Source organism: Streptomyces sp. NPDC033216, assembly GCF_055577115.1.
Window position 1 is genome coordinate 632,061 of sequence record NZ_JBVIQK010000002.1, and the last position, 22,338, is coordinate 654,398.

The 22,338-nt window shown below is 69.5% G+C and carries 21 protein-coding genes; all 21 read left to right on the forward strand.

The features are described from left to right. Positions 1-49: 49 nt before the first annotated feature. The 21 genes from thrB to ACZ5Y0_RS06420 all read left to right on the forward strand — a co-directional run bounded on the left by thrB (position 50) and on the right by ACZ5Y0_RS06420 (position 22,200). Positions 50-979, forward strand: a complete 930-nt coding sequence (thrB, locus tag ACZ5Y0_RS06320; RefSeq protein WP_467510427.1) for a homoserine kinase — start codon at positions 50-52, stop codon at positions 977-979. A 404-nt stretch (positions 980-1,383) separates the two neighbouring features. Next, positions 1,384-3,441, forward strand: coding sequence for a transcription termination factor Rho (gene rho, locus ACZ5Y0_RS06325; RefSeq protein ID WP_469127433.1), 2,058 nt, complete (start codon positions 1,384-1,386; stop codon positions 3,439-3,441). Between the two features lie 137 nt (positions 3,442-3,578). Then, entirely contained in the window at positions 3,579-5,354 is a 1,776-nt protein-coding gene (locus ACZ5Y0_RS06330; protein WP_469127434.1) for a trypsin-like serine protease, read from the forward strand. 157 nt (positions 5,355-5,511) lie between these two features. After that, entirely contained in the window at positions 5,512-6,666 is a 1,155-nt protein-coding gene (locus ACZ5Y0_RS06335) for an LCP family protein (RefSeq protein WP_469127435.1), read from the forward strand. 358 nt (positions 6,667-7,024) lie between these two features. Further along, a complete protein-coding gene (rpmE, locus tag ACZ5Y0_RS06340; protein WP_356567605.1) occupies positions 7,025-7,246 on the forward strand; it encodes a 50S ribosomal protein L31 in 222 nt (73 codons plus the stop codon). A 108-nt stretch (positions 7,247-7,354) separates the two neighbouring features. Next, the gene (prfA, locus tag ACZ5Y0_RS06345; protein ID WP_469127436.1) at positions 7,355-8,431 is read left to right on the forward strand and encodes a peptide chain release factor 1; all 1,077 of its coding nucleotides are present in this window, start codon (positions 7,355-7,357) and stop codon (positions 8,429-8,431) included. Between the two features lie 81 nt (positions 8,432-8,512). Continuing rightward, a complete protein-coding gene (prmC, locus tag ACZ5Y0_RS06350; protein WP_469127524.1) occupies positions 8,513-9,352 on the forward strand; it encodes a peptide chain release factor N(5)-glutamine methyltransferase in 840 nt (279 codons plus the stop codon). Positions 9,353-9,404: 52 nt separating this feature from the next. Beyond that, positions 9,405-10,052 (forward strand): L-threonylcarbamoyladenylate synthase, encoded by a 648-nt coding sequence (locus ACZ5Y0_RS06355; RefSeq protein ID WP_469127437.1) that lies wholly within the window; start codon positions 9,405-9,407, stop codon positions 10,050-10,052. Beyond that, positions 10,049-10,726, forward strand: coding sequence for an arsenate reductase/protein-tyrosine-phosphatase family protein (locus ACZ5Y0_RS06360; protein WP_454318757.1), 678 nt, complete (start codon positions 10,049-10,051; stop codon positions 10,724-10,726). The genes ACZ5Y0_RS06355 and ACZ5Y0_RS06360 overlap by 4 nt, the downstream gene beginning before the upstream one ends. An 85-nt stretch (positions 10,727-10,811) precedes the next feature. Then, a complete protein-coding gene (locus ACZ5Y0_RS06365; RefSeq protein ID WP_469127438.1) occupies positions 10,812-12,050 on the forward strand; it encodes a serine hydroxymethyltransferase in 1,239 nt (412 codons plus the stop codon). Positions 12,051-12,179: 129 nt separating this feature from the next. After that, a complete protein-coding gene (locus ACZ5Y0_RS06370) occupies positions 12,180-13,511 on the forward strand; it encodes an MraY family glycosyltransferase (protein WP_469127439.1) in 1,332 nt (443 codons plus the stop codon). A 314-nt stretch (positions 13,512-13,825) separates the two neighbouring features. Beyond that, entirely contained in the window at positions 13,826-14,272 is a 447-nt protein-coding gene (locus ACZ5Y0_RS06375; RefSeq protein ID WP_469127440.1) for a hypothetical protein, read from the forward strand. A gap of 210 nt (positions 14,273-14,482) precedes the next feature. Next, the gene (gene atpB / locus ACZ5Y0_RS06380; protein WP_469127441.1) at positions 14,483-15,322 is read left to right on the forward strand and encodes a F0F1 ATP synthase subunit A; all 840 of its coding nucleotides are present in this window, start codon (positions 14,483-14,485) and stop codon (positions 15,320-15,322) included. A gap of 72 nt (positions 15,323-15,394) precedes the next feature. Further along, a complete protein-coding gene (atpE, locus tag ACZ5Y0_RS06385) occupies positions 15,395-15,616 on the forward strand; it encodes an ATP synthase F0 subunit C (protein ID WP_004925497.1) in 222 nt (73 codons plus the stop codon). A 43-nt stretch (positions 15,617-15,659) separates the two neighbouring features. Further along, positions 15,660-16,208, forward strand: coding sequence for a F0F1 ATP synthase subunit B (locus ACZ5Y0_RS06390; RefSeq protein ID WP_469127442.1), 549 nt, complete (start codon positions 15,660-15,662; stop codon positions 16,206-16,208). Continuing rightward, the gene (locus tag ACZ5Y0_RS06395) at positions 16,205-17,020 is read left to right on the forward strand and encodes a F0F1 ATP synthase subunit delta (RefSeq protein WP_469127443.1); all 816 of its coding nucleotides are present in this window, start codon (positions 16,205-16,207) and stop codon (positions 17,018-17,020) included. Before ACZ5Y0_RS06390 ends, ACZ5Y0_RS06395 begins: the two co-directional genes overlap by 4 nt. Before the next feature lie 121 nt (positions 17,021-17,141). Further along, positions 17,142-18,731: a F0F1 ATP synthase subunit alpha gene (atpA, locus tag ACZ5Y0_RS06400; protein ID WP_467510402.1), complete on the forward strand. Its 1,590-nt coding sequence runs from the start codon at positions 17,142-17,144 to the stop codon at positions 18,729-18,731. Between the two features lie 20 nt (positions 18,732-18,751). After that, complete coding sequence (locus tag ACZ5Y0_RS06405; RefSeq protein WP_469127444.1) at positions 18,752-19,669, forward strand: F0F1 ATP synthase subunit gamma; 918 nt, start codon at positions 18,752-18,754, stop codon at positions 19,667-19,669. Beyond that, on the forward strand, positions 19,669-21,105 hold the full coding sequence (gene atpD / locus ACZ5Y0_RS06410; protein ID WP_469127445.1) for a F0F1 ATP synthase subunit beta: 1,437 nt from the start codon (positions 19,669-19,671) through the stop codon (positions 21,103-21,105). The genes ACZ5Y0_RS06405 and atpD overlap by 1 nt, the downstream gene beginning before the upstream one ends. A gap of 131 nt (positions 21,106-21,236) precedes the next feature. Next, a complete protein-coding gene (locus ACZ5Y0_RS06415) occupies positions 21,237-21,611 on the forward strand; it encodes a F0F1 ATP synthase subunit epsilon (RefSeq protein ID WP_469127446.1) in 375 nt (124 codons plus the stop codon). 142 nt (positions 21,612-21,753) lie between these two features. Next, positions 21,754-22,200 carry a DUF2550 domain-containing protein gene (locus tag ACZ5Y0_RS06420; protein WP_469127447.1) on the forward strand — a complete coding sequence of 149 codons (447 nt, stop codon included), beginning with the start codon at positions 21,754-21,756 and terminating at the stop codon, positions 22,198-22,200. Positions 22,201-22,338 lie beyond the last annotated feature (138 nt).

Here is a 22,338-nt window from a genome sequence, read left to right on the forward strand (position 1 = left end):
CATCGAATGTCATTCGACCATCACGCAGCTCAAGGAGAGTCAACGAGCGATGGCCGGTCCAGCGTTCCGCGCCGCCGCCGTCCGGGTGCGCGTCCCCGCCACCAGCGCCAATCTCGGTCCGGGCTTCGACGCCCTGGGCCTCGCGCTGGGGCTCTACGACGACGTCGTCGTCCGGGTGGCCGACTCAGGGCTGCACATCGACATCGCGGGTGAGGGCAGCGAGACGCTGCCGCGCGACGAGAAACACCTCCTCGTCCGCTCCCTGCGCACCGCCTTCGACGTCCTGGGCGGCCAGCCGCGCGGCCTTGAGATCGTCTGCGCCAACCGCATCCCGCACGGTCGCGGCCTCGGCTCCTCCTCCGCCGCCATCTGCGCCGGGATCGTCGCCGCGCGCGCGGTGACCATAGGTGGCGAGGCCCGCCTCGACGATGCCGCCCTGCTCGAGCTGGCGACCGAGATCGAGGGGCACCCCGACAACGTCGCGGCCTGTCTGCTCGGCGGTTTCACGCTCTCCTGGATGGAGGCGGGCGCCGCACGGGCGATCAGGATGGAGCCTTCCGATTCCATCGTTCCGGTGGTTTTCGTGCCCGGGAAGCCGGTCCTGACGGAGACGGCGCGCGGACTGCTCCCGCGCACGGTGCCGCATGTCGACGCCGCCACCAACGCGGGCCGGGCCGCCCTGCTCGTGGAGGCCCTGACCAGGCGCCCCGAGCTGCTGCTGCCCGCCACCGAGGACCGTCTCCACCAGGAATACCGCGCTCCCGCGATGCCGGAGAGCGCCGCGCTGGTGGAGCGGCTGCGCGCCGACGGGGTCCCCGCGGTGATCTCCGGGGCCGGACCCACCGTGATGGCCCTGGCCGACGCGGAGTCGGCCGACAAGGTCGAGCAACTGGCCGGTGCGGAATGGGCCGCCAACCGGCTGAGCCTGGACCTCAAGGGGGCCAGCGTGCTGCCGCTCGCGCCCTCCGGCGACTTGTGAAAGCACACGGTTGCCGGATTTCGAGAGGGGGAATGTTTGTTGGATCCGGTAGTGTTAATCTCAAGTCTGCACCCGACCTCACCATGGCGAGGTGCTTCATGTCCCCCTCCGGGACAGACATTCTTCCGGGAGCTCCCCACGCCGCACTGCGTTCCGTACGTCGTACCTGGGCAGTACGCCGTGCAGCGATGCTGAGCGGTTTGACGGGCACGCTCCGGAATCGGTGCGACCACGCCACGTGACACTGGGTGTCACGGATCGTCGCGGAAGCGCCATCACCAGAAATCTCTTCCGCCGCTTTGGCGGACCACCGCCCCGGCTTCGCCACAGCAAGGCCGAAGCCGGACAGCACAACCGGTCGCCGAGCCAGACAGGCCGACGTCCGCTCCAGGGAAGGACCCTTCGTGAGCGACACCACCGATCTGATGGGCGCACGTGTCGAGGAGACCGCTGCCGCGCCCTCCACGGACGCCTCCGCGCCTGCCGCCGGTGCCGGCTCCCGGCGGCGCCGCGGTACCGGCCTCGAGGGCATGGTGCTGGCAGAGTTGCAGCAGGTCGCATCCGGCCTCGGTATCAGGGGCACCGCGCGTATGCGCAAGAGCCAGCTGATCGAGGTCATCAAGGAGGCACAGTCGGGTGGGGGTGCCCCCTCCGGGGCAGGCGCGCCGGCCGCGAAGGCCGCGACGTCCCCCGCCGGCGACGCCTCCGAGACCAAGCCCAGGCGCCGTGCCACCTCCAAGGCCCGCACGGGCGATGACGCCGTCGAGAAGAAGGCGGACGCCGTCCCGGCCGAGGCTCCCGCCGAGAAGGCCGTGGCCCAGCAGCAGATCGAGATCCCCGGCCAGCCGGCCGGAGGGAACGACGCCCCCGTCGAGCGCCGTCGTCGCCGCGCGACCGCCGACGCGGGCAGCCCCGAGACCGTCACGGCGGAGGCCAGGAGCGCCTCCAAGGCCGAGACCGCCGTCGCCACGCAGACCGAGCAGGCCCAGCCGCAGGGCGACGCCCGGAGCGACGCCGACGGCGCCGAGGGCCGCCGCCGCGACCGCCGTGAGCGCGGCCGCGACCGTGACCGCGACCGCCGTGGCAAGGGCGACGACCAGCAGGGCCAGGGCGGTCAGCGCCAGCAGCAGGGCCAGCAGAGCGGTGGCCGCCAGGACCGTCAGGACCGTCCGGACCGCCAGGACCGCCAGCGGGACAACGGCCCCCAGGACGACGACGACTTCGAGGGCGGCCGCCGCGGCCGCCGCGGCCGCTACCGGGACCGCCGCGGCCGTCGTGGCCGTGACGAGATCGGCACCGCCGAGCCGCAGGTCGCCGACGACGACGTCCTGATCCCCGTCGCGGGCATCCTGGACATCCTCGACAACTACGCCTTCATCCGTACGTCGGGCTACCTGCCGGGTCCCAACGACGTGTACGTCTCCCTCGCCCAGGTCCGCAAGAACGGCCTGCGCAAGGGCGACCACGTCACCGGCGCGGTCCGTCAGCCGAAGGACGGCGAGCGCCGGGAGAAGTTCAACGCGCTCGTGCGTCTCGACTCCGTCAACGGCATGGCGCCCGAACACGGCCGTGGCCGCCCGGAGTTCAACAAGCTCACCCCGCTGTACCCGCAGGACCGCCTCCGTCTGGAGACGGACCCGGGCGTCCTCACCACCCGCATCATCGACCTCGTGTCGCCGATCGGTAAGGGCCAGCGCGGTCTGATCGTGGCCCCGCCGAAGACCGGCAAGACCATGATCATGCAGGCGATCGCCAACGCGATCACCCACAACAACCCCGAGTGCCACCTGATGGTCGTCCTGGTCGACGAGCGTCCGGAAGAGGTCACCGACATGCAGCGGTCGGTCAAGGGCGAGGTCATCTCCTCGACCTTCGACCGCCCGGCCGAGGACCACACCACGGTCGCCGAGCTGGCCATCGAGCGTGCCAAGCGCCTGGTGGAACTGGGCCACGACGTCGTCGTACTGCTCGACTCCATCACGCGTCTGGGCCGTGCGTACAACCTCGCCGCCCCGGCCTCCGGCCGCATCCTGTCCGGTGGTGTCGACTCGACGGCCCTGTACCCCCCGAAGCGCTTCTTCGGCGCCGCGCGCAACATCGAGGACGGTGGCTCGCTCACCATCCTGGCGACCGCGCTCGTCGACACCGGGTCCCGCATGGACGAGGTGATCTTCGAGGAGTTCAAGGGGACGGGCAACGCGGAGCTGAAGCTCGACCGCAAGCTCGCCGACAAGCGCATCTTCCCGGCGGTGGACGTGGACGCGTCCGGCACCCGTAAGGAAGAGATCCTGCTGGCCCCCGACGAGCTGGGCATCGTCTGGAAGCTGCGCCGGGTGCTGCACGCCCTCGACCAGCAGCAGGCGGTCGAGCTGCTTCTCGACAAGATGAAGCAGACGAAGTCGAACGCCGAGTTCCTGATGCAGATCCAGAAGACGACGCCGACGCCGGGCAACGGCGACTGACGCAGGTCTTCGACCAAAGGGCCGTCTCCTTCCGGGGGGCGGCCCTTTTCGCTGTTCAGGGGCGGGATACCATCACGCCCTTCGGTCTTCTGGCCGACCAAGATCTTGCTGAATCCCAGATCCCAGGGGGGACTTGAGTGGGTACACCCGCGTCCGGCGGCGGACGGCACAGACGCCGGATCCGCATCGCCCTGCCCGTCATCGCGGCCGGTGTCGCCACCGCCGTGGCCGGCGCGCTGTTCATGTCGAGCGCGGAGGCCACCGAGGCGCCGCCGTCGCCCGCCCGCAGCGGCACGTCGGCCAAGGAACTCCAGCAGCGCCTCGCGTACGCCGTCGCCGGTGACGACCTCCCCGGACGGACCGCGAAGGCGCCCCTGAGCGCGAGCACCGCCACCACCGTCGATCCGAAGATCATCGGTGGCACGACGACGACGGTCACCACCGCACCCTGGATGGCCCAGCTCTGGTACGGCGACGGCCGGGGGACCGCCACCACCAGCGACGACATCGGGTTCTTCTGCGGCGGCGCCGTCGTCGCGCCGACGAAGATCCTCACCGCGGCGCACTGCGTCAAGGGCTACAACTGGTACGCCCACGGCACCGTCATCACCGGCGCCACCCAACTCGCGACCACCACCGACCTGCACGGCGGCACGGCGACGGGCGTCCGGCGGCAGTGGAACCACCCGTCGTACAGCGCGGCGACCGTCGACAACGACATCGCCGTCCTCACCCTGGAGAATCCGGTCAGGGCCACGCCGATCCGGATGACGACGGCCGCCGACACCGTGTCGTACAAGGCCGGCACGGCCGCGCAGCTCTACGGCTGGGGGCGCACCACCTCCACCACCCAGGACATCTCCACCACGCTGAAGACGGCCACGCTGCCTGTCCAGTCCGACACGACCTGCGCGGACGCCTACGGCGCCGACTTCGTCAAGGGCCACATGGTGTGCGCGGGGACCCCCGCCACCGGTGGTGACGAGGGCACCACCTCCGCCTGCAACGGCGACTCCGGCGGGCCGCTCGTGGTGAACGACCGGATCGTCGGCGTCGTCTCCTGGGGCGTGAAGGACTGCGTGGAGAGCGGCGCCTACAGCGTCTTCAGCAAGGTCTCCACATACGTCGGCGCCACCTACCCGCGCGTCGACGACACCAATCTCAGCGGTGACCACTACGCCGACCTGTGGATGCGCAACGCCGCCGACAGGACCGGCTACGAGCGCGACTCCAAGGGCACCTCACTCGGCGCGCCCGAGTCCTGGGGCACCTGGAGCGGCGTCGACGTCGTCCTCCAGACCGACCTCGACCGGGACGGCTCCCAGGACCTGCTGGTGCGCCGTGCCTCCGACGGCGACGTCTTCTGGAAGCACTACGTGCCCTCCAGCGGCACCTGGGCCACCAAGCTGGTCGGCGACAACTGGAAGACGCGGCTGAGCGTCGTCGCCCCCGGTGACGTCACCGGGGACCACCTGCCCGACCTGGTCTCCGTCGACTCCGGTGGCGCGCTGTGGGTCTACCCGGGCAAGGGCAACGGCTCCTTCGCCTCCCGCGTCAAGGCGGGCGTCGGCTGGAACTCGTTCAACGCCGTGCGCGGCCACGGCGACTTCAACGGCGACGGTCTGGCCGACCTGATCGCCCGCAAGAAGACCGGCGGCGCGGTCTACCTGTACAAGGGCCGCGGCAACGGCACCTTCGCGTCCGGCGTGAAGGTCGCCACCTGGACCAGCACGACGTACAACGCCCTCGCCACCGTCGGTGACGTCAACGGCGACGGCAGGGCCGACCTGCTGGCCCGCACCCCGGCCGGCACGCTCTACCTGTACCGGGGCACCGGAAGCGCCGGGAATGTGATCTTCTCCGCACGGATCTCGCTCGGGACGACCTTCAAGCAGTACGACATCTTCGCCTGACCTCGCAGGTGAGCGGGGCACACCGCCGCTCATCCGGTGACGCTCCGTGCCCGACCGCTGCCAGGTCGGGCACGGAACCCTGTGCAACCCTGTGCCGGGTTTCTCCGTCTGACGTGGCGGAGGACGATGGTGAGGTCGACACGAGACAGAGGAGCACATGTCCCCCGAGAGCACGCCGGAGCCCGGCATACCGGGAGCGGCCGGTACACCGGACGAGTCCGGCAGCAGTGGCCCCCGCCGGCGGTCCAGGGCCGGGCGCCGCAAGCCGCACGCCCGGCGCAGAGGCCTGGTGATCGCGGCATGGACCGCGGCGGGAGTCGTCGTCCTCGGCGGTAGCGGCCTGGGGTACGTGTACGTCAAGCTCAACGGCAACATCAAGAGCGTGGACATCGACCAGGCCCTCGGCACCGACCGGCCGACGAAGGCCGACAACGGCTCGGAGAACATCCTCGTCCTCGGCTCCGACACCCGCGCCGGCGCCAACAAGAGGCTCGGCGGCGGCACCGACGACGGCAGCGCCCGTTCCGACACGGCGATGATCATCCACGTGTACGAGGGCCACAAGAAGGCCAGCGTGGTCTCCATCCCGCGCGACACCCTCATCGACCGCCCCGAGTGCACCGACCCCCGGGGCGGCACGCACGACGCCGCGACCGGCGTGATGTTCAACTCGGCATACACGACGGGCGGTGCCGCCTGCGCGGTCAAGACCGTCGAGTCGATCAGCGGCATCCGCATGGACCACTATGTGGAGGTCGACTTCTCCGGCTTCGAGAAGCTGATCGACGAGCTGGGCGGGGTCGAGGTGACGACGACCAAGGACATCAAGGACCCCGACAGTCACTTGAACCTGAAGGCCGGCACGCACACCCTCGACGGCGAACAGGCACTCGGTCTGGTCCGCACCCGGCACGGCGTCGGCGACGGCTCCGACCTCGGCCGCATCCAGCTCCAGCAGGCCTTCATCAAGGCCCTGGTCAACCAGGTCAGGGACGTCGGCCTCCTCACCAGCGGCACGAAGCTGTACGACCTCGCCGACACCGCCACCAAGGCCGTCACCACCGACTCCGACCTCGGCTCCCTGAACTCCCTGATGTCGTTCGCGGGCGGCCTCAAGGGCATCAGCGCGGCCAACATGAACATGGTCACGATGCCGGTCCGCTACGATCCCGCGGATCCCAACCGCGTCATCGTGGAGAAGGCGAAGGCCCAGCAGGTCTGGACGGCCCTGCGCAACGACCTCCCGATCCCGAAGGCCGCCACCGAGGGCAACGCCACGGGCGAGGCGGCGGGCGTCGTGTCCTCGTCCTGACCGGCCGAGGTCCGAGCGCCGGGGGGCCGGTCGTGAGAGCGGCAACCGCAAGCGCCGGGGGGCCGGTCGCGGGAGCGACACCCGCAAGCGCCGGGAGGCCGGGCAGCCGCAACCGCCGCGAGGCCGGTCGCGGGAGCGGCACCCGCAATAGCCGCGGCGGCGGGCAGCCCCCACCGCCGCCGAACCCGCCGCGAGAAGGGCTTCGGAGACCGTCGCGGGACCCGTGGGGAATAGATCGCCCCACCCCCCGGTTTTGGGGGATGCGGCCAGTCCTGGCAGACTGGTACGTCGGCTCCGGTTCACGCTTCCGCATCCCGTGGACGGCGACCCGGCGCCCTCCCGAAACCTAGGAGACACCTTGAAGCGCGACATCCACCCCGAGTACGTCGAGACGCAGGTCAGCTGCACCTGTGGCGCGTCGTTCACCACCCGCAGCACCATCGAGTCCGGTGCCATCCGTGCCGACGTGTGCTCCGAGTGCCACCCGTTCTACACGGGCAAGCAGAAGATCCTCGACACCGGTGGCCGTGTGGCCCGCTTCGAGGCCCGCTTCGGCAAGGCCGCCGGCTCCCAGAAGTAGCGAGCCCCATTTCGCCGGTCCACGGCCGTGCCCCCGCCCGGGGCGCGCGCCGGGACCGGCGTTTTTGGTCGTCTGCCTTCCCTTTCGTTCGCAGTACAGGAGCCAGAGATGTTCGAGGCCGTCGAGGAACTCCTCGGTGAACACGCCGACCTGGAGAAGAAGCTCGCCGACCCGTCGGTCCACTCCGACCAGGCCAACGCGCGCAAGCTGAACAAGCGCTACGCTGAGCTGACCCCGATCGTCGCCACGTACCGCTCCTGGAAGCAGACCGGCGACGACATCGAGACCGGGCGTGAGTACGCCGCCGTCGACCCCGATTTCGCCGCCGAGGTCAAGGACCTGGAGAAGCAGCGCGAGGAGCTGACGGAGAAGCTGCGGCTGCTGCTCGTCCCGCGTGACCCGAGCGACGACAAGGACGTCCTGCTGGAGATCAAGGCGGGTGCGGGCGGCGACGAGTCCGCGCTGTTCGCCGGCGACCTGCTGCGCATGTACCTGCGCTACGCGGAGCGCGTCGGCTGGAAGACCGAGATCATCGACGCGACCGAGTCCGAGCTGGGCGGCTACAAGGACGTCCAGGTCGCGGTGAAGACCAAGGGCGGCCAGGGCGCGACCGAGCCCGGTCAGGGCGTGTGGGCCCGACTGAAGTACGAGGGCGGCGTGCACCGCGTGCAGCGCGTCCCGGCGACCGAGTCCCAGGGCCGTATCCACACCTCCGCGGCCGGTGTCCTCGTCACGCCCGAGGCGGAGGAGGTCGACGTGGAGATCAACCCCAACGACCTCCGCATCGACGTCTACCGCTCCTCCGGGCCGGGCGGGCAGTCCGTCAACACCACCGACTCCGCGGTGCGCATCACCCACGTTCCCACCGGAGTCGTCGCCTCCTGCCAGAACGAGAAGAGCCAGCTCCAGAACAAGGAGCAGGCGATGCGTATCCTGCGCTCCAGGCTGCTCGCCGCGGCGCAGGAGGAGGCGGAGCGGGAAGCCGCCGACGCCCGCCGCAGCCAGGTCCGCACCGTCGACCGCTCCGAGAAGATCCGCACCTACAACTACCCGGAGAACCGCATCTCGGACCACCGGGTCGGCTTCAAGGCGTACAACCTGGACCAGGTCCTGGACGGCGACCTCGACGCGGTGATCCAGGCCTGCGTCGACGCGGACTCGGCAGCGAAGCTGGCAGCCGCGTAAGGCACGTACGCACGACCGAGGACGACACGGAGGACTTGCGTGCAGCGATCATTTGGGGGACGTTCCCCGAGCCCCCGCAGTCTGCTGCTCGCTGAGGTAGCTCAGGCCACCCAGCGGCTGGCCGACGCCGGCGTGCCCTCGCCGCGCAATGACGCGGAGGAGCTGGCCGCGTTCGTGCACGGGGTGAAGCGGGGCGAACTCCACTCCGTGAAGGACTCCGACTTCGACGCCCGGTACTGGGAGGTCATCGCCCGGCGCGAGCAGCGCGAGCCCCTCCAGCACATCACCGGGCGCGCCTACTTCCGGTACCTGGAACTCCAGGTCGGGCCCGGCGTCTTCGTGCCGCGCCCCGAGACCGAGTCGGTGGTCGGCTGGGCGATAGACGCCGTACGCGCCATGGACGTGGTCGAGCCGCTGATCGTCGACCTGTGCACCGGCTCCGGCGCCATCGCGCTCGCCCTCGCCCAGGAGGTCCCGCGCTCGCGCGTGCACGCCGTGGAGCTGTCCGAGGACGCCCTGGTGTGGACCCGCAAGAACGTGCTCGGGTCCCGGGTGGACCTGCGGCAGGGCAACGCCCTGGACGCCTTCCCCGACCTCGACGGCCAGGTCGATCTGGTCGTCTCCAACCCGCCGTACATCCCCCTCACCGAGTGGGAGTACGTCGCCCCCGAGGCCCGCGACTACGACCCCGAACTGGCCCTGTTCTCCGGCGAGGACGGCCTGGACCTGATCCGGGGCATCGAACGCACCGCGCACCGCCTGCTGCGGCCCGGCGGTGTCGTCGTCATCGAGCACGCCGACACCCAGGGCGGCCAGGTGCCGTGGATCTTCACCGAGGAACGGGGCTGGGCCGACGCGGCCGACCACCCCGACCTCAACAACCGGCCGCGCTTCGCCACCGCGCGCAAGGCGCTGCCGTGATCGTCCCCCCGACTTCATTCGAGCAGTACGCGCACGAGGAGGCCCGCTAGACATGGCACGGCGATACGACACCAATGACGCGACCGACCGCGTGACGGGTCTGCGCGAGGCCGCGTCCGCCGTCCGCCGTGGCGAGCTGGTCGTCCTCCCGACCGACACGGTGTACGGCATCGGCGCCGACGCGTTCTCCAAGGAGGCCGTCGCCGACCTGCTGGACGCCAAGGGCCGGGGCCGCAACATGCCCACGCCCGTCCTCATCGGCTCCCCGAACACGCTGCACGGCCTCGTCACGGACTTCTCCGAGCTGGCCTGGGAGCTGGTCGACGCCTTCTGGCCGGGTGCGCTCACCCTCGTCGCCAAGCACCAGCCCTCCCTCCAGTGGGACCTGGGGGACACCCGTGGCACGGTCGCCGTCCGGATGCCGCTGCACCCGGTCGCCATCGAGCTGCTGACCGAGGTCGGGCCCATGGCGGTCTCCTCCGCCAACCTCACCGGCCACCCGGCGCCGGAGAACTGCGACTACGCCCAGGAGATGCTCGGCGACTCCGTCTCCGTCTACCTGGACGGCGGCCCCACCCCCGGCAACGTCCCGTCGTCGATCGTCGACGTCAGTCGTGAGGTGCCGTTGCTGCTGCGGGCGGGCGCGATCTCGGCGGAAGAACTGCGCAGGGTCGTACCCGACCTCGAGGTGGCGAATTGACAGCCCCTGACGCGGGGCGTGGCATAGGCACCGGGGAACGTGCCGCGGAACAGACGACGACGTTCGGGTTTCCGCGCGACACCTTCCGCATCCTCCACGTCAGCACCGGCAACGTCTGCCGCTCGCCGATCACCGAGCGGCTGACCCGGCATTTCGTGTCGCAGCGACTCGGGGTGCTCGGCGGCGGGCTGATCGTGGAGAGCGCGGGCACCTGGGGTCACGAGGGCGCGCCCATGGAGGCCAACGCGGAGACCGTGCTGGCCGACTTCGGCGCGGACGCCTCCGGGTTCACCGGCCGGGAGCTGCTCGACGAGCACGTCATCATGGCCGACCTGGTGCTGACGGCCACCCGTGACCACCGCGCCCAGGTCATCTCCATGGGCCACTCGGCGGGGCTGCGCACCTTCACGCTGAAGGAGTTCACCCGCCTGGTCAACGCCATCGACCCGGCCACCCTCCCCCCGCTGGAGGAGGGCGTGGTGATGCGCGCCCGTGCCCTGGTCCGCGCCGCCGCCGCCCTCCGCGGCTGGCTCCTGGCCCCCACCGCGGAGGCGGACGAGGTCTACGACCCCTACGGCGCGCCCCTCCCGTTCTTCCGCTCGATCGGCGACGAGATACATCAAGCGCTGGACCCCGTGGTGACGGCCCTGACGGGGGTCGCGGCGCGGGCTTGAGGTGTGTCGGGTGCGGCGGCCGGGCGGCTGGGGCGGGTGCGGCCTACATTGGACGTACGTCACCGTCGACGCCCCGGAGTCCATCATGCCGGTCACCCATGCCATCGAGGCCGACGTCCTGCGGCGGCAGGACCCCGCGCTCGCCGAGATCCTGCTCGGAGAGCGTGAGCGGCAGGCGTCGTCCCTCCAGCTGATCGCGGCCGAGAACTTCACGTCGCCCGCCGTGCTGGCCGCGCTCGGCTCACCGCTGGCCAACAAGTACGCCGAGGGCTATCCGGGCGCCCGTCACCACGGCGGCTGCGAGATCGTGGACATGGCCGAGCGGCTCGCCGCGGAACGGGCCAAGGAGCTGTTCGGGGCCGATCACGCCAACGTCCAGCCCCACTCCGGTTCCTCGGCCGTCCTCGCGGCCTACGCCGCCCTCCTGCGCCCCGGTGACACCGTCCTGGCCCTCGGCCTGCCCCACGGCGGCCACCTCACGCACGGGTCCCCGACGAACTTCTCCGGCCGCTGGTTCGACTTCGTGCCGTACGGCGTGGACGCGGAGACCGGGCTCATCGACTACGAGCAGGTCCGTACGCTGGCCCGCAGCCACCGACCCAAGGCGATCGTCTGCGGCTCCATCGCCTACCCCCGGCACATCGACTACGCCTTCTTCCGAGAGGTGGCCGACGAGACCGGCGCCCATCTCATCGCCGACGCCGCCCACCCCATCGGTCTGGTCGCCGGGGGAGCGGCCCCGAACCCGGTGCCGTACGCCGATGTCGTGTGCGCCACCACGCACAAGGTGCTGCGCGGGCCGCGCGGCGGCATGATCCTGTGCGGCGCCGAGCTGGCCGAACGGGTGGACCGGGCCGTGTTCCCGTTCACGCAGGGCGGCGCCCAGATGCACACCATCGCCGCGAAGGCGGTCGCGTTCGGCGAGGCGGCGACACCGGCGTTCGCCCGGTACGCCCATCAGGTGGTCGCCAACGCGAGGGTGCTGGCGGCCCGGCTGGAGGCGGAGGGGATGGCCGTCACCACCGGCGGCACGGACACCCACCTCATCACCGCCGATCCGGCGCCCCTCGGTGTCGACGGGCGTACCGCCCGCGGCCGGCTCGCGGCGGCCGGAATGATCCTGGACTGCTGCGCCCTGCCCCACGCCGACCTGCGAGGCCTGCGTCTGGGCACGGCCGCGGTGACCACGCAGGGCATGGGGGAGACGGAGATGGCGCGGATCGCCAAGCTGATGGCGGGCGTGCTCCGGGGCGAGGCCGAGGCCAGGCGGGTTCGTGAAGAAGTGCGGGAGCTGGCCGGGGGATTTCCGCCCTGTCCCGGCTGAACAGAGGTGTGCGCAGATCCGTGCACAGCCGCACGTGCAACCATCGTCGCTACCCGGAAGTCCCCAACCATATGCGCGCATCGCTAGGGTGTGGGGCTGAGATGGCCAGCGAGACCTGTGGGGAAGCCCGTGCGTGAATACCTGCTGACGCTCTGCGTGACGGCCGCGGTGACGTATCTGCTGACAGGGCCGGTGCGCAAGTTCGCGATCGTCGCGGGGGCGATGCCGGAGATCCGGGCACGTGACGTGCACCGGGAACCCACTCCGCGCCTCGGCGGGATCGCCATGTTCTTCGGCCTGTGCGCGGGGCTGCTGGTCGCCGACCACCTGACCAACCTCAACCAGGTCTTCGAGAAGTCCAACGAGCCGCGCGCCCTGCTCTCGGGGGCGGCGCTGATCTGGCTGATCGGTGTCCTGGACGACAAGTTCGAGATCGACGCCCTGATCAAGCTGGGCGGTCAGATGATCGCCGCCGGTGTGATGGTCATGCAGGGTCTGACGATCCTGTGGCTGCCGGTCCCGGGCGTCGGCACGGTCGCGCTGACCCCGTGGCAGGGCACCCTGCTGACGGTCGCGCTGGTCGTCATCACCATCAACGCGGTCAACTTCGTCGACGGCCTGGACGGCCTCGCCGCCGGCATGGTGTGCATCGCCTCCGCCGCGTTCTTCATGTACGCCTACCGCATCTGGTACTCGTACGGCATCGAGGCCGCCGCCCCGGCCACCCTGTTCGCGGCGATCCTGATGGGCATGTGCCTGGGCTTCCTGCCGCACAACATGCATCCCGCGCGCATCTTCATGGGCGACTCCGGCTCGATGCTGATCGGGCTGGTGCTGGCGGCGGGTGCGATCTCCATCACGGGTCAGGTCGACCCGGACGTGATGAACCTGTTCTCGGGTTCGGAGCGCGCCACGGTCCACCAGACCGTCCCTGTCTACATCCCGCTGCTGCTCCCGCTGACCATCATCGCGATCCCGGCCGCCGACCTGATCCTGGCGATCGTGCGCCGCACCTGGCGCGGCCAGTCGCCGTTCGCGGCGGACCGGGGGCACCTGCACCACCGGCTGCTGGAGATCGGCCACTCGCACAGCCGCGCGGTGCTGATCATGTACTTCTGGTCGGCGCTGATCGCCTTCGGCGCCCTGACCTACTCCGTCAACTCCGCGTCCATGTGGATCGTCCTCGGTGTCGTGATCCTCAGCGCGATCGGCCTGGGACTGCTGCTGCTGCCGCGCTTCACGCCGCGCGCCCCGCGCTGGGCCGAGTCCTTCGTGCCGCCGCGCTACCGGCGTCGCAAGGTCCTGCCGGAGTCGGCGCAGGCACCGGCGACGGCGGCCGGGGAGGAGCCCGCGGGCGGAGACCAGGACGAGGAGCGGGAGCCTCGCACGCCGGTGGCCGTGGGCGTCTCGGGGGCCAACGGGGCGACCGCCGTCGGTCCTCGCTCGCGTGCGGCAAGGTAAGAATCTGACTAGAGCATTGCCAAGTCGTGGGGAAACCGCGGGTGGGCAAAGATGCGCAATACCAGACAAGTGGTCGCTGTTCCTGCACAGACGTGCAGTCTCACTCTCATGTGTGACACCAAGCACACCATTCAGGTAAAGACCTCATCAAATAGTTTGTGATACGGTTCACGAGAACCCCGGATAGACCCGAAGGACCGTAGTGCGACGGTCCATCGGTCGCGAGGTCGGCGGGCGGTCTTTCGCCCCTCGGACGGGGACTACGCTCGTCCATGACGACACCCCTGCCCCCCTTTGAAAGCGGAGTTGCCGCCATGCCGTCCAACGACGTCCGGATCCTGGCTCAGGCCGCCGTGCCCACGGTCGCCGTCGGCGCGGTTGCCGCCGTCGTCAGCGGCGTGGTCGCGGGCGGCAAGGGTGCGATCGGGGCCGGTGTCGCGACGGTGGTGGTCGTCCTCTTCATGGGGCTCGGTCTCTACGTCCTCCAGCGCACCGCCAAATCGCTTCCGCACCTGTTCCAGGCCATGGGTCTGATGCTCTACGCGGCCCAGATCCTGCTGCTGTTCATCTTCATGGCCGCGTTCAAGAACACGACGTTGTTCAACCCCAAGGCGTTCGCGGTCTCCCTGGTCGCCGGCACCCTGGCGTGGATCGGTGCCCAGACGTGGGCCCACATGAAGTCCAAGATCCTTTACGTCGAGCCCGAGCCGAGCACTCCCGCCAAGGACGAGCAGTCCCACAAATCGGGGCACTCGTCGTGAGGGGTAGGGCCGGGATAAAGACGCCTGGGAGATCCTGCTATCGTCCGGTGCCAACTGCGGCATCGCGGGCGCGGGCACTCGAGCTGACGCCTGCTCAATCGCGAGGCGAGATGCCCCCAAGCCGCCCCCACATCCGTAACACCAGTCCCGTGCCGAACCGCGGCCCCGCGCCGCGCCGACACAACGAGGTTGCCGTACCTATGCGCCACGATGAAGGAGCCCGCGGTGAGTGCTGACCCGACGCAGGTGCTCGCCTTCGAGACCGACTGCCACCTCTTCGACGGTTGTGGCTTCCCGGCTCCCGGCCTGCACTCGTTCCTCTTCGAGCCGCTCTGGGGTGACGCAGACGGCAACGGCATGTACTTCAACAAGCCGATGCTGCTGGCGCTGCTCGGTTCCATCATTGTGGTGGGCTTCTTCTGGGCGGCTTTCCGTAAGCCCAAGGTCGTCCCGGGCAAGCTCCAGATGGTCGCCGAGGCCGGCTACGACTTCGTCCGCCGGGGCATCGTCTACGAGACGATCGGCAAGAAGGAGGGCGAGAAGTACGTTCCGCTCGCCGTCTCGCTGTTCTTCTTCATCTGGATGATGAACATCTGGTCGATCGTCCCGGTCGCCTCGTTCCCGGTGACCTCGATCATCGCCTACCCGGCGGTTCTCGCGGCCATCGTCTACATCACCTGGGTCTCGCTGACGTTCAAGCGGCACGGCTTCGTCGGCGCCTTCAAGAACTTCACCGGCTACGACAAGTCGCTGGGCCCGGTGCTCCCGCTGGCCATGACCATCGAGTTCTTCTCGAACCTGCTGGTCCGCCCGTTCACGCATGCCGTACGACTGTTCGCGAACATGTTCGCCGGTCACACCCTGCTGCTGCTCTTCACGATCGCCAGCTGGTACATGCTCAACGGCATCGGCATCGCGTACTCGGGTGTCTCGTTCGTGATGGTCATCGTGATGACCGCCTTCGAGCTCTTCATCCAGGCCGTCCAGGCGTACGTCTTCGTCCTGCTGACGTGCACCTTCATCCAGGGCGCGCTCGCCGAGCACCACTGAGCACCGCCCCCAACGTCCAAAGTCGTCCGGTGGCCAACACCCACCGGTCCGTTAAGAGAAGGAAGAACTGGCATGTCCAACCTCGCTGCTGTCACCGGTGACCTCGGCTCCGTCGGTTACGGTCTCGCCGCCATCGGTCCCGGCGTCGGCGTCGGCATCATCTTCGGTAACGGCACCCAGGCTCTGGCCCGTCAGCCCGAGGCTGCCGGTCTGATCCGTGCCAACCAGATCCTGGGCTTCGCCTTCTGTGAGGCACTCGCCCTCATCGGTCTGGTCATGCCGTTCGTCTACTAAGACGAACTCCTACGACCAGCCGTATTAGACGAAAGGCACTGATGTGAACCCCCTGGTTCAGCTGGCGGCCGAGGCGGAGAAGGAGAACCCCCTCATTCCGCCGTGGCCGGAGCTCGTCATCGGCCTGATCGCCTTCGTCATCGTCTTCGGCTTCCTCGCCAAGAAGCTCCTCCCGACCATCAACAAGGTTCTGGAAGAGCGCCGCGAGGCCATCGAGGGCGGTATCGAAAAGGCCGAGGCCGCGCAGACCGAGGCCCAGAGCGTGCTTGAGCAGTACAAGGCTCAGCTCGCCGAGGCCCGGCACGAGGCCGCGCGTCTGCGCCAGGAGGCGCAGGAGCAGGGCGCGACCCTCATCGCGGAGATGCGCGCCGAGGGCCAGCGGCAGCGCGAGGAGATCGTCGCCGCCGGTCACTCCCAGATCGAGGCCGACCGCAAGGCCGCGGCGTCCGCGCTGCGTCAGGACGTCGGCAAGCTCGCCACCGTCCTGGCCGGCAAGCTCGTCGGGGAGTCCCTCGAGGACCACGCCCGCCAGAGCCGCGTCATCGACCGCTTCCTCGACGAGCTCGAGGAGAAGGCCGAGGCGTCGCGATGAACGGAGCGAGCCGCGAGGCCCTGGCAGCCGCCCGCGAGCGTCTCGACGCGCTGACGGACAACACGTCCGTGGACGCGGCGCAGCTCGCCGCCGAGCTGGCGGCCGTCACCGCGCTGCTCGACCGCGAGGTGTCGCTGCGTCGGGTCCTCACCGACCCGGCGCAGCCCGGCGAGGCCAAGGCCGAGCTGGCCCAGCGCCTGCTCGGCAGCCAGATCAGCGGCACCGTCGCCGACCTGGTCGCCGGCCTGGTGCGTTCCCGCTGGTCGCAGTCCCGCGACCTGGTGGACGCGCTGGAGCAGCTGGCGGACGCCGCGGACCTCACCGCCGCGCAGCGGGCCGGCACCCTCGACGACGTCGAGGACGAGCTGTTCCGCTTCGGGCGGATCGTCACCTCGAACGTGGAGCTGCGCGCCGCACTGACCAACCGGAAGGCCACCGCGTCGGCCAAGAGCGAGCTGCTGCGCAGCCTGCTCGGCGGTCGTGCGGACGCGGCCACCGAGCGTCTGGTGACGCGCCTTGTGACCGCGCCGCGAGGCCGTAGCCTGGAAGCGGGACTCGAGTCCCTGTCCAAGCTCGCCGCCGCGCGCCGGGACCGCACGGTGGCCGTCGTCACCTCGGCGGTGCCGCTGAGCGACCCGCAGAAGCAGCGCCTGGGCGCCGCCCTCGCGAAGCTCTACGGCCGCACGATGCACCTCAACCTCGACGTGGACCCCGAGGTCCTCGGCGGGATCCGGGTGCAGGTCGGTGACGAGGTGATCAACGGCTCGCTCGCGGACCGTATCGAGGACGCCGCCCGCCGCATGGCGAGCTAGCAGCAACTCAACACACGCAGTAGTGCTTACGGCCCTGGTTGGGCCGTGCAGAGGATTCCTGGGGGTCGCCCCCAGACCCCCAAAGAAACTTCGGGCCCAACAAGGAGAGCAGGGAACCCAGATGGCGGAGCTCACGATCCGGCCGGAGGAGATCCGGGACGCACTGGAGAACTTCGTCCAGTCGTACAAGCCGGACGCGGCCTCGCGCGAGGAGGTCGGTACGGTCAGCCTTGCCGGCGACGGCATCGCGAAGGTCGAGGGCCTGCCCTCGGCCATGGCCAACGAACTGCTGAAGTTCGAGGACGGCACCCTCGGTCTCGCCCTCAACCTCGAGGAGCGCGAGATCGGCTGCGTCGTCCTCGGCGAGTTCAGCGGCATCGAGGAGGGTCAGCCGGTCACGCGTACCGGTGAGGTCCTCTCGGTCGCGGTGGGCGAGGGCTACCTCGGCCGCGTCGTCGACCCGCTCGGCAACCCGATCGACGGCCTCGGCGAGATCGAGACGTCCGGCCGGCGCGCCCTGGAGCTCCAGGCTCCGGGCGTCATGGCCCGTAAGTCGGTGCACGAGCCGATGGAGACCGGCTACAAGGCCGTCGACGCGATGACCCCGATCGGCCGTGGTCAGCGTCAGCTGATCATCGGTGACCGCCAGACCGGCAAGACCGCCCTGGCCGTCGACACGATCATCAACCAGCGCGACAACTGGCGCACCGGCGACGTGAACAAGCAGGTTCGCTGCATCTACGTCGCCATCGGCCAGAAGGGCTCGACCATCGCGTCGGTCCGCCGCGCGCTGGAGGAGAACGGCGCGCTGGAGTACACGACCATCGTCGCCGCCCCGGCGTCCGACCCGGCCGGCTTCAAGTACCTGGCGCCGTACACCGGTTCGGCCATCGGTCAGCAGTGGATGTACGAGGGCAAGCACGTCCTCATCATCTTCGACGACCTGTCGAAGCAGGCCGACGCCTACCGCGCCGTGTCGCTGCTGCTGCGCCGCCCGCCGGGCCGCGAGGCCTACCCGGGTGACGTCTTCTACCTGCACTCGCGTCTCCTGGAGCGCTGCGCGAAGCTCTCCGACGAGATGGGTGCCGGTTCGATGACCGGTCTGCCGATCGTCGAGACGAAGGCCAACGACGTCTCGGCGTTCATCCCGACCAACGTCATCTCCATCACCGACGGCCAGTGCTTCCTGGAGTCGGACCTGTTCAACGCCGGTCAGCGCCCCGCGCTGAACGTGGGTATCTCCGTCTCCCGAGTCGGTGGTTCCGCGCAGCACAAGGCGATGCGACAGGTCTCCGGCCGTCTCCGCGTCGACCTGGCCCAGTTCCGTGAGCTGGAGGCGTTCGCCGCCTTCGGTTCCGACCTGGACGCCGCGTCGAAGGCGCAGCTGGAGCGTGGTCAGCGCATGGTCGAGCTGCTCAAGCAGTCTCAGTACCAGCCGATGGCCACCGAGGACCAGGTCGTCTCCATCTGGGCCGGCACCACCGGCAAGATGGACGAGGTGCCGGTCAACGACGTGCGCCGCTTCGAGAAGGAGCTGCTCGAGTACCTGCACCGCAAGGAGCAGGGCCTCATGACCTCCATCCGTGAGGGCGCCAAGATGTCGGACGACACCCTGACCGCCATCGCGGACGCCATCGCCGAGTTCAAGAAGCAGTTCGAGACCTCGGACGGCAAGCTGCTCGGCGAGGACGCCCCGTCCGCCGCCAAGTGACGTAGGAAGGGACCTGACTCATGGGAGCCCAGCTCCGGGTCTACAAGCGTCGCATCCGATCCGTCACCGCGACCAAGAAGATCACCAAGGCGATGGAGATGATCGCCGCCTCGCGCGTCGTCAAGGCGCAGCGCAAGGTGGCGGCCTCCACGCCGTACGCGACCGAGCTGACCCGCGCGGTCACGGCGGTCGGTACCGGCTCGAACACGCGGCACCCGCTGACCACGCAGGCCGAGACGGTCGTGCGGTCCGCGGTGCTGCTCCTGACGAGCGACCGTGGTCTCGCGGGCGCCTTCAACTCCAACGCCATCAAGGCCGCGGAGCAGCTGACGGCGCGCCTCGAGGCCGAGGGCAAGCAGGTCGAGACGTACATCGTCGGCCGGCGTGGTCTCGCCCACTACAACTTCCGTGAGCGCAAGGTCGCGGAGTCGTGGACGGGCTTCACCGACGAGCCGACGTACGCGGACGCCAAGAAGGTCGCGGCCCCCCTGATCGAGGCCATCGAGAAGGAGACGGCGGACGGCGGTGTGGACGAGATCCACATCGTGTTCACCGAGTTCGTGTCGATGATGACGCAGACGGCGCTCGGCGACCGTCTGCTGCCGCTCAGCCTCGACGAGGTGGCCCAGGAGTCGAAGGCGAAGGACGAGATCCTTCCGCTGTACGACTTCGAGCCGTCGGCGGAGGACGTCCTCGACGCCCTGCTGCCGCGCTATGTGGAGAGCCGCGTGTACAACGCGCTTCTCCAGTCGGCCGCTTCGAAGCACGCCGCCACGCGGCGCGCGATGAAGTCGGCCACCGACAACGCCGGAGAGCTGATCGAGACGCTCTCCCGGCTTGCCAACGCGGCCCGCCAGGCCGAAATCACCCAGGAAATCAGCGAGATCGTCGGTGGCGCCAGCGCCCTGGCCGACGCGACCGCGGGGAGTGACCGCTAATGACCACCACTGTTGGGACCGCGACGGCCACGGGCCGCGTCGCCCGGGTCATCGGCCCGGTCGTCGACGTGGAGTTCCCCGTCGACGCGATGCCGGAGATCTACAACGCCCTCCACGTCGAGGTCGCCGACCCGGCGAACGCGGGCGAGAGGAAGATCCTGACCCTGGAGGTCGCCCAGCACCTGGGTGACGGCCTGGTCCGTACCATCTCCATGCAGCCGACCGACGGCCTGGTCCGTCAGGCCGCCGTCACCGACACCGGAACGGGCATCACCGTCCCGGTCGGTGACTTCACCAAGGGCAAGGTGTTCAACACCCTCGGTGAGGTGCTGAACGTCGACGAGACCTACGACGGCGAGCGTTGGACCATCCACCGCAAGGCGCCGAACTTCGACGAGCTCGAGTCGAAGACCGAGATGTTCGAGACCGGCGTCAAGGTCATCGACCTTCTCACCCCGTACGTCAAGGGTGGAAAGATCGGTCTGTTCGGTGGTGCCGGCGTCGGCAAGACGGTGCTCATCCAGGAGATGATCTACCGCGTCGCCAACAACCACGACGGTGTCTCCGTGTTCGCCGGTGTCGGCGAGCGCACCCGTGAGGGCAACGACCTCATCGAGGAGATGTCGGACTCGGGCGTCATCGACAAGACCGCCCTTGTCTTCGGCCAGATGGACGAGCCCCCGGGCACCCGTCTGCGCGTGGCCCTGGCCGGTCTGACCATGGCGGAGTACTTCCGCGATGTGCAGAAGCAGGACGTGCTGTTCTTCATCGACAACATCTTCCGCTTCACGCAGGCCGGTTCCGAGGTGTCGACCCTGCTCGGCCGTATGCCCTCCGCGGTGGGTTACCAGCCGAACCTGGCCGACGAGATGGGTCTCCTCCAGGAGCGCATCACCTCGACCCGTGGTCACTCGATCACCTCGATGCAGGCGATCTACGTCCCCGCGGACGACCTGACCGACCCGGCCCCGGCCACCACCTTCGCCCACCTCGACGCGACGACGGTTCTGTCCCGTCCGATCTCCGAGAAGGGCATCTACCCGGCCGTGGACCCGCTGGACTCCACGTCCCGCATCCTGGACCCGCGCTACATCGCGCAGGATCACTACGACTGCGCCATGCGCGTCAAGACGATCCTCCAGAAGTACAAGGACCTCCAGGACATCATCGCGATCCTCGGTATCGACGAGCTGGGCGAAGAGGACAAGCTCGTCGTCCACCGTGCCCGTCGCGTGGAGCGCTTCCTGTCCCAGAACACCCACGTCGCCAAGCAGTTCACCGGCGTCGACGGGTCGGACGTGCCGCTGGAGGAGTCCATCCGGGCCTTCAACGCGATCTGCGACGGCGAGTACGACCACTTCCCGGAGCAGGCGTTCTTCATGTGCGGTGGTCTTGAGGACCTCAAGAAGAACGCGAAGGAGCTGGGCGTCTCCTGAACTCGGGACCAGTGAGTCCTGAGCTGTGAGTTCGTGTGAGGGGGCGGGGTCGTCCCGCCCCCTCTTCCACGCCTACTAGACTTGTAACCAACACCCGGCAGACCCGCCGGGTGGTGACCCGAGGAGCCACCTTGGCTGCTGAGCTGCACGTCGCGCTGGTCGCGGCCGACCGAGAGGTCTGGTCCGGCGAGGCCACCCTGGTCGTCGCGCGCACCACGTCCGGCGACATCGGCGTCATGCCCGGTCACCAGCCGCTGCTCGGTGTGCTGGAGTCGGGCCCGGTGACCATCCGTACGAGTGATGGTGGAACGGTCGTCGCCGCGGTGCACGGCGGTTTCATCTCGTTCGCGGACAACAAGCTGTCGCTGCTGGCCGAGATCGCCGAGCTGTCGGACGAGATCGACGTCCAGCGCGCGGAGCGGGAGCTGGAGCGCGCGAAGGCGGAGGGTGACGCCCCCGCCGAGCGCCGCGCGGACGTACGACTGCGCGCGGCGGCGGCGAGCTGAGGCAGCTCGCCGTGTGATGACGTCACTCAGCCGCGGTTGGCACCGGAGCGATCCGGAGCCGACCGCGGCTGAGGCAGATCTGGATGTTTTTTCCGTTCCGTTACCTGTTTTCGGTACCTAGGAGACGAGGAGGTCGGTGTCGATGGTCCTCGCTCTGACTGTGTGTGGAATCGTCGTGGCCCTGGTGGTGCTGGGGTTGTTCGTCTTCGGCCTGCGCCGCAGACTCATCCAGCGGTCCGGCGGCACCTTCGACTGTTCCCTGCGCTGGGACGTCCCCGAGAAATCGGACACGAGCGGAAAAGGCTGGACCTACGGGGTCGCGCGGTACAACGGCGATCGCGTCGAGTGGTACCGCGTCTTCTCCTACGCCTACCGTCCGCGCCGCGTCCTGGAGCGGGCGTCCATCGAGGTGGCCGGCCGCCGGCTGCCCGAGGGCGAGGAGGAGCTGGCGCTGCTGTCCGACTCGGTCATCCTCACCTGTGTGCACCGGGGCACGCGTCTCGAACTCGCGATGAGCGAGGACGCGCTGACCGGTTTTCTGGCGTGGCTCGAGGCGGCTCCGCCCGGACAGCGAGTGAATGTGGCCTAGGCACGCCGGTACGGCCCAGGGGGTGCTGGTACCGCCGTGGCTGACCGACCGGGCGCCGGTGCTGTCGAGTGGGGGCGCGGTGCGCGTGCGCGGGGCACCGGGCGGCGGGCGGCGGTGCGCATGCGCCGGGCACGGGGC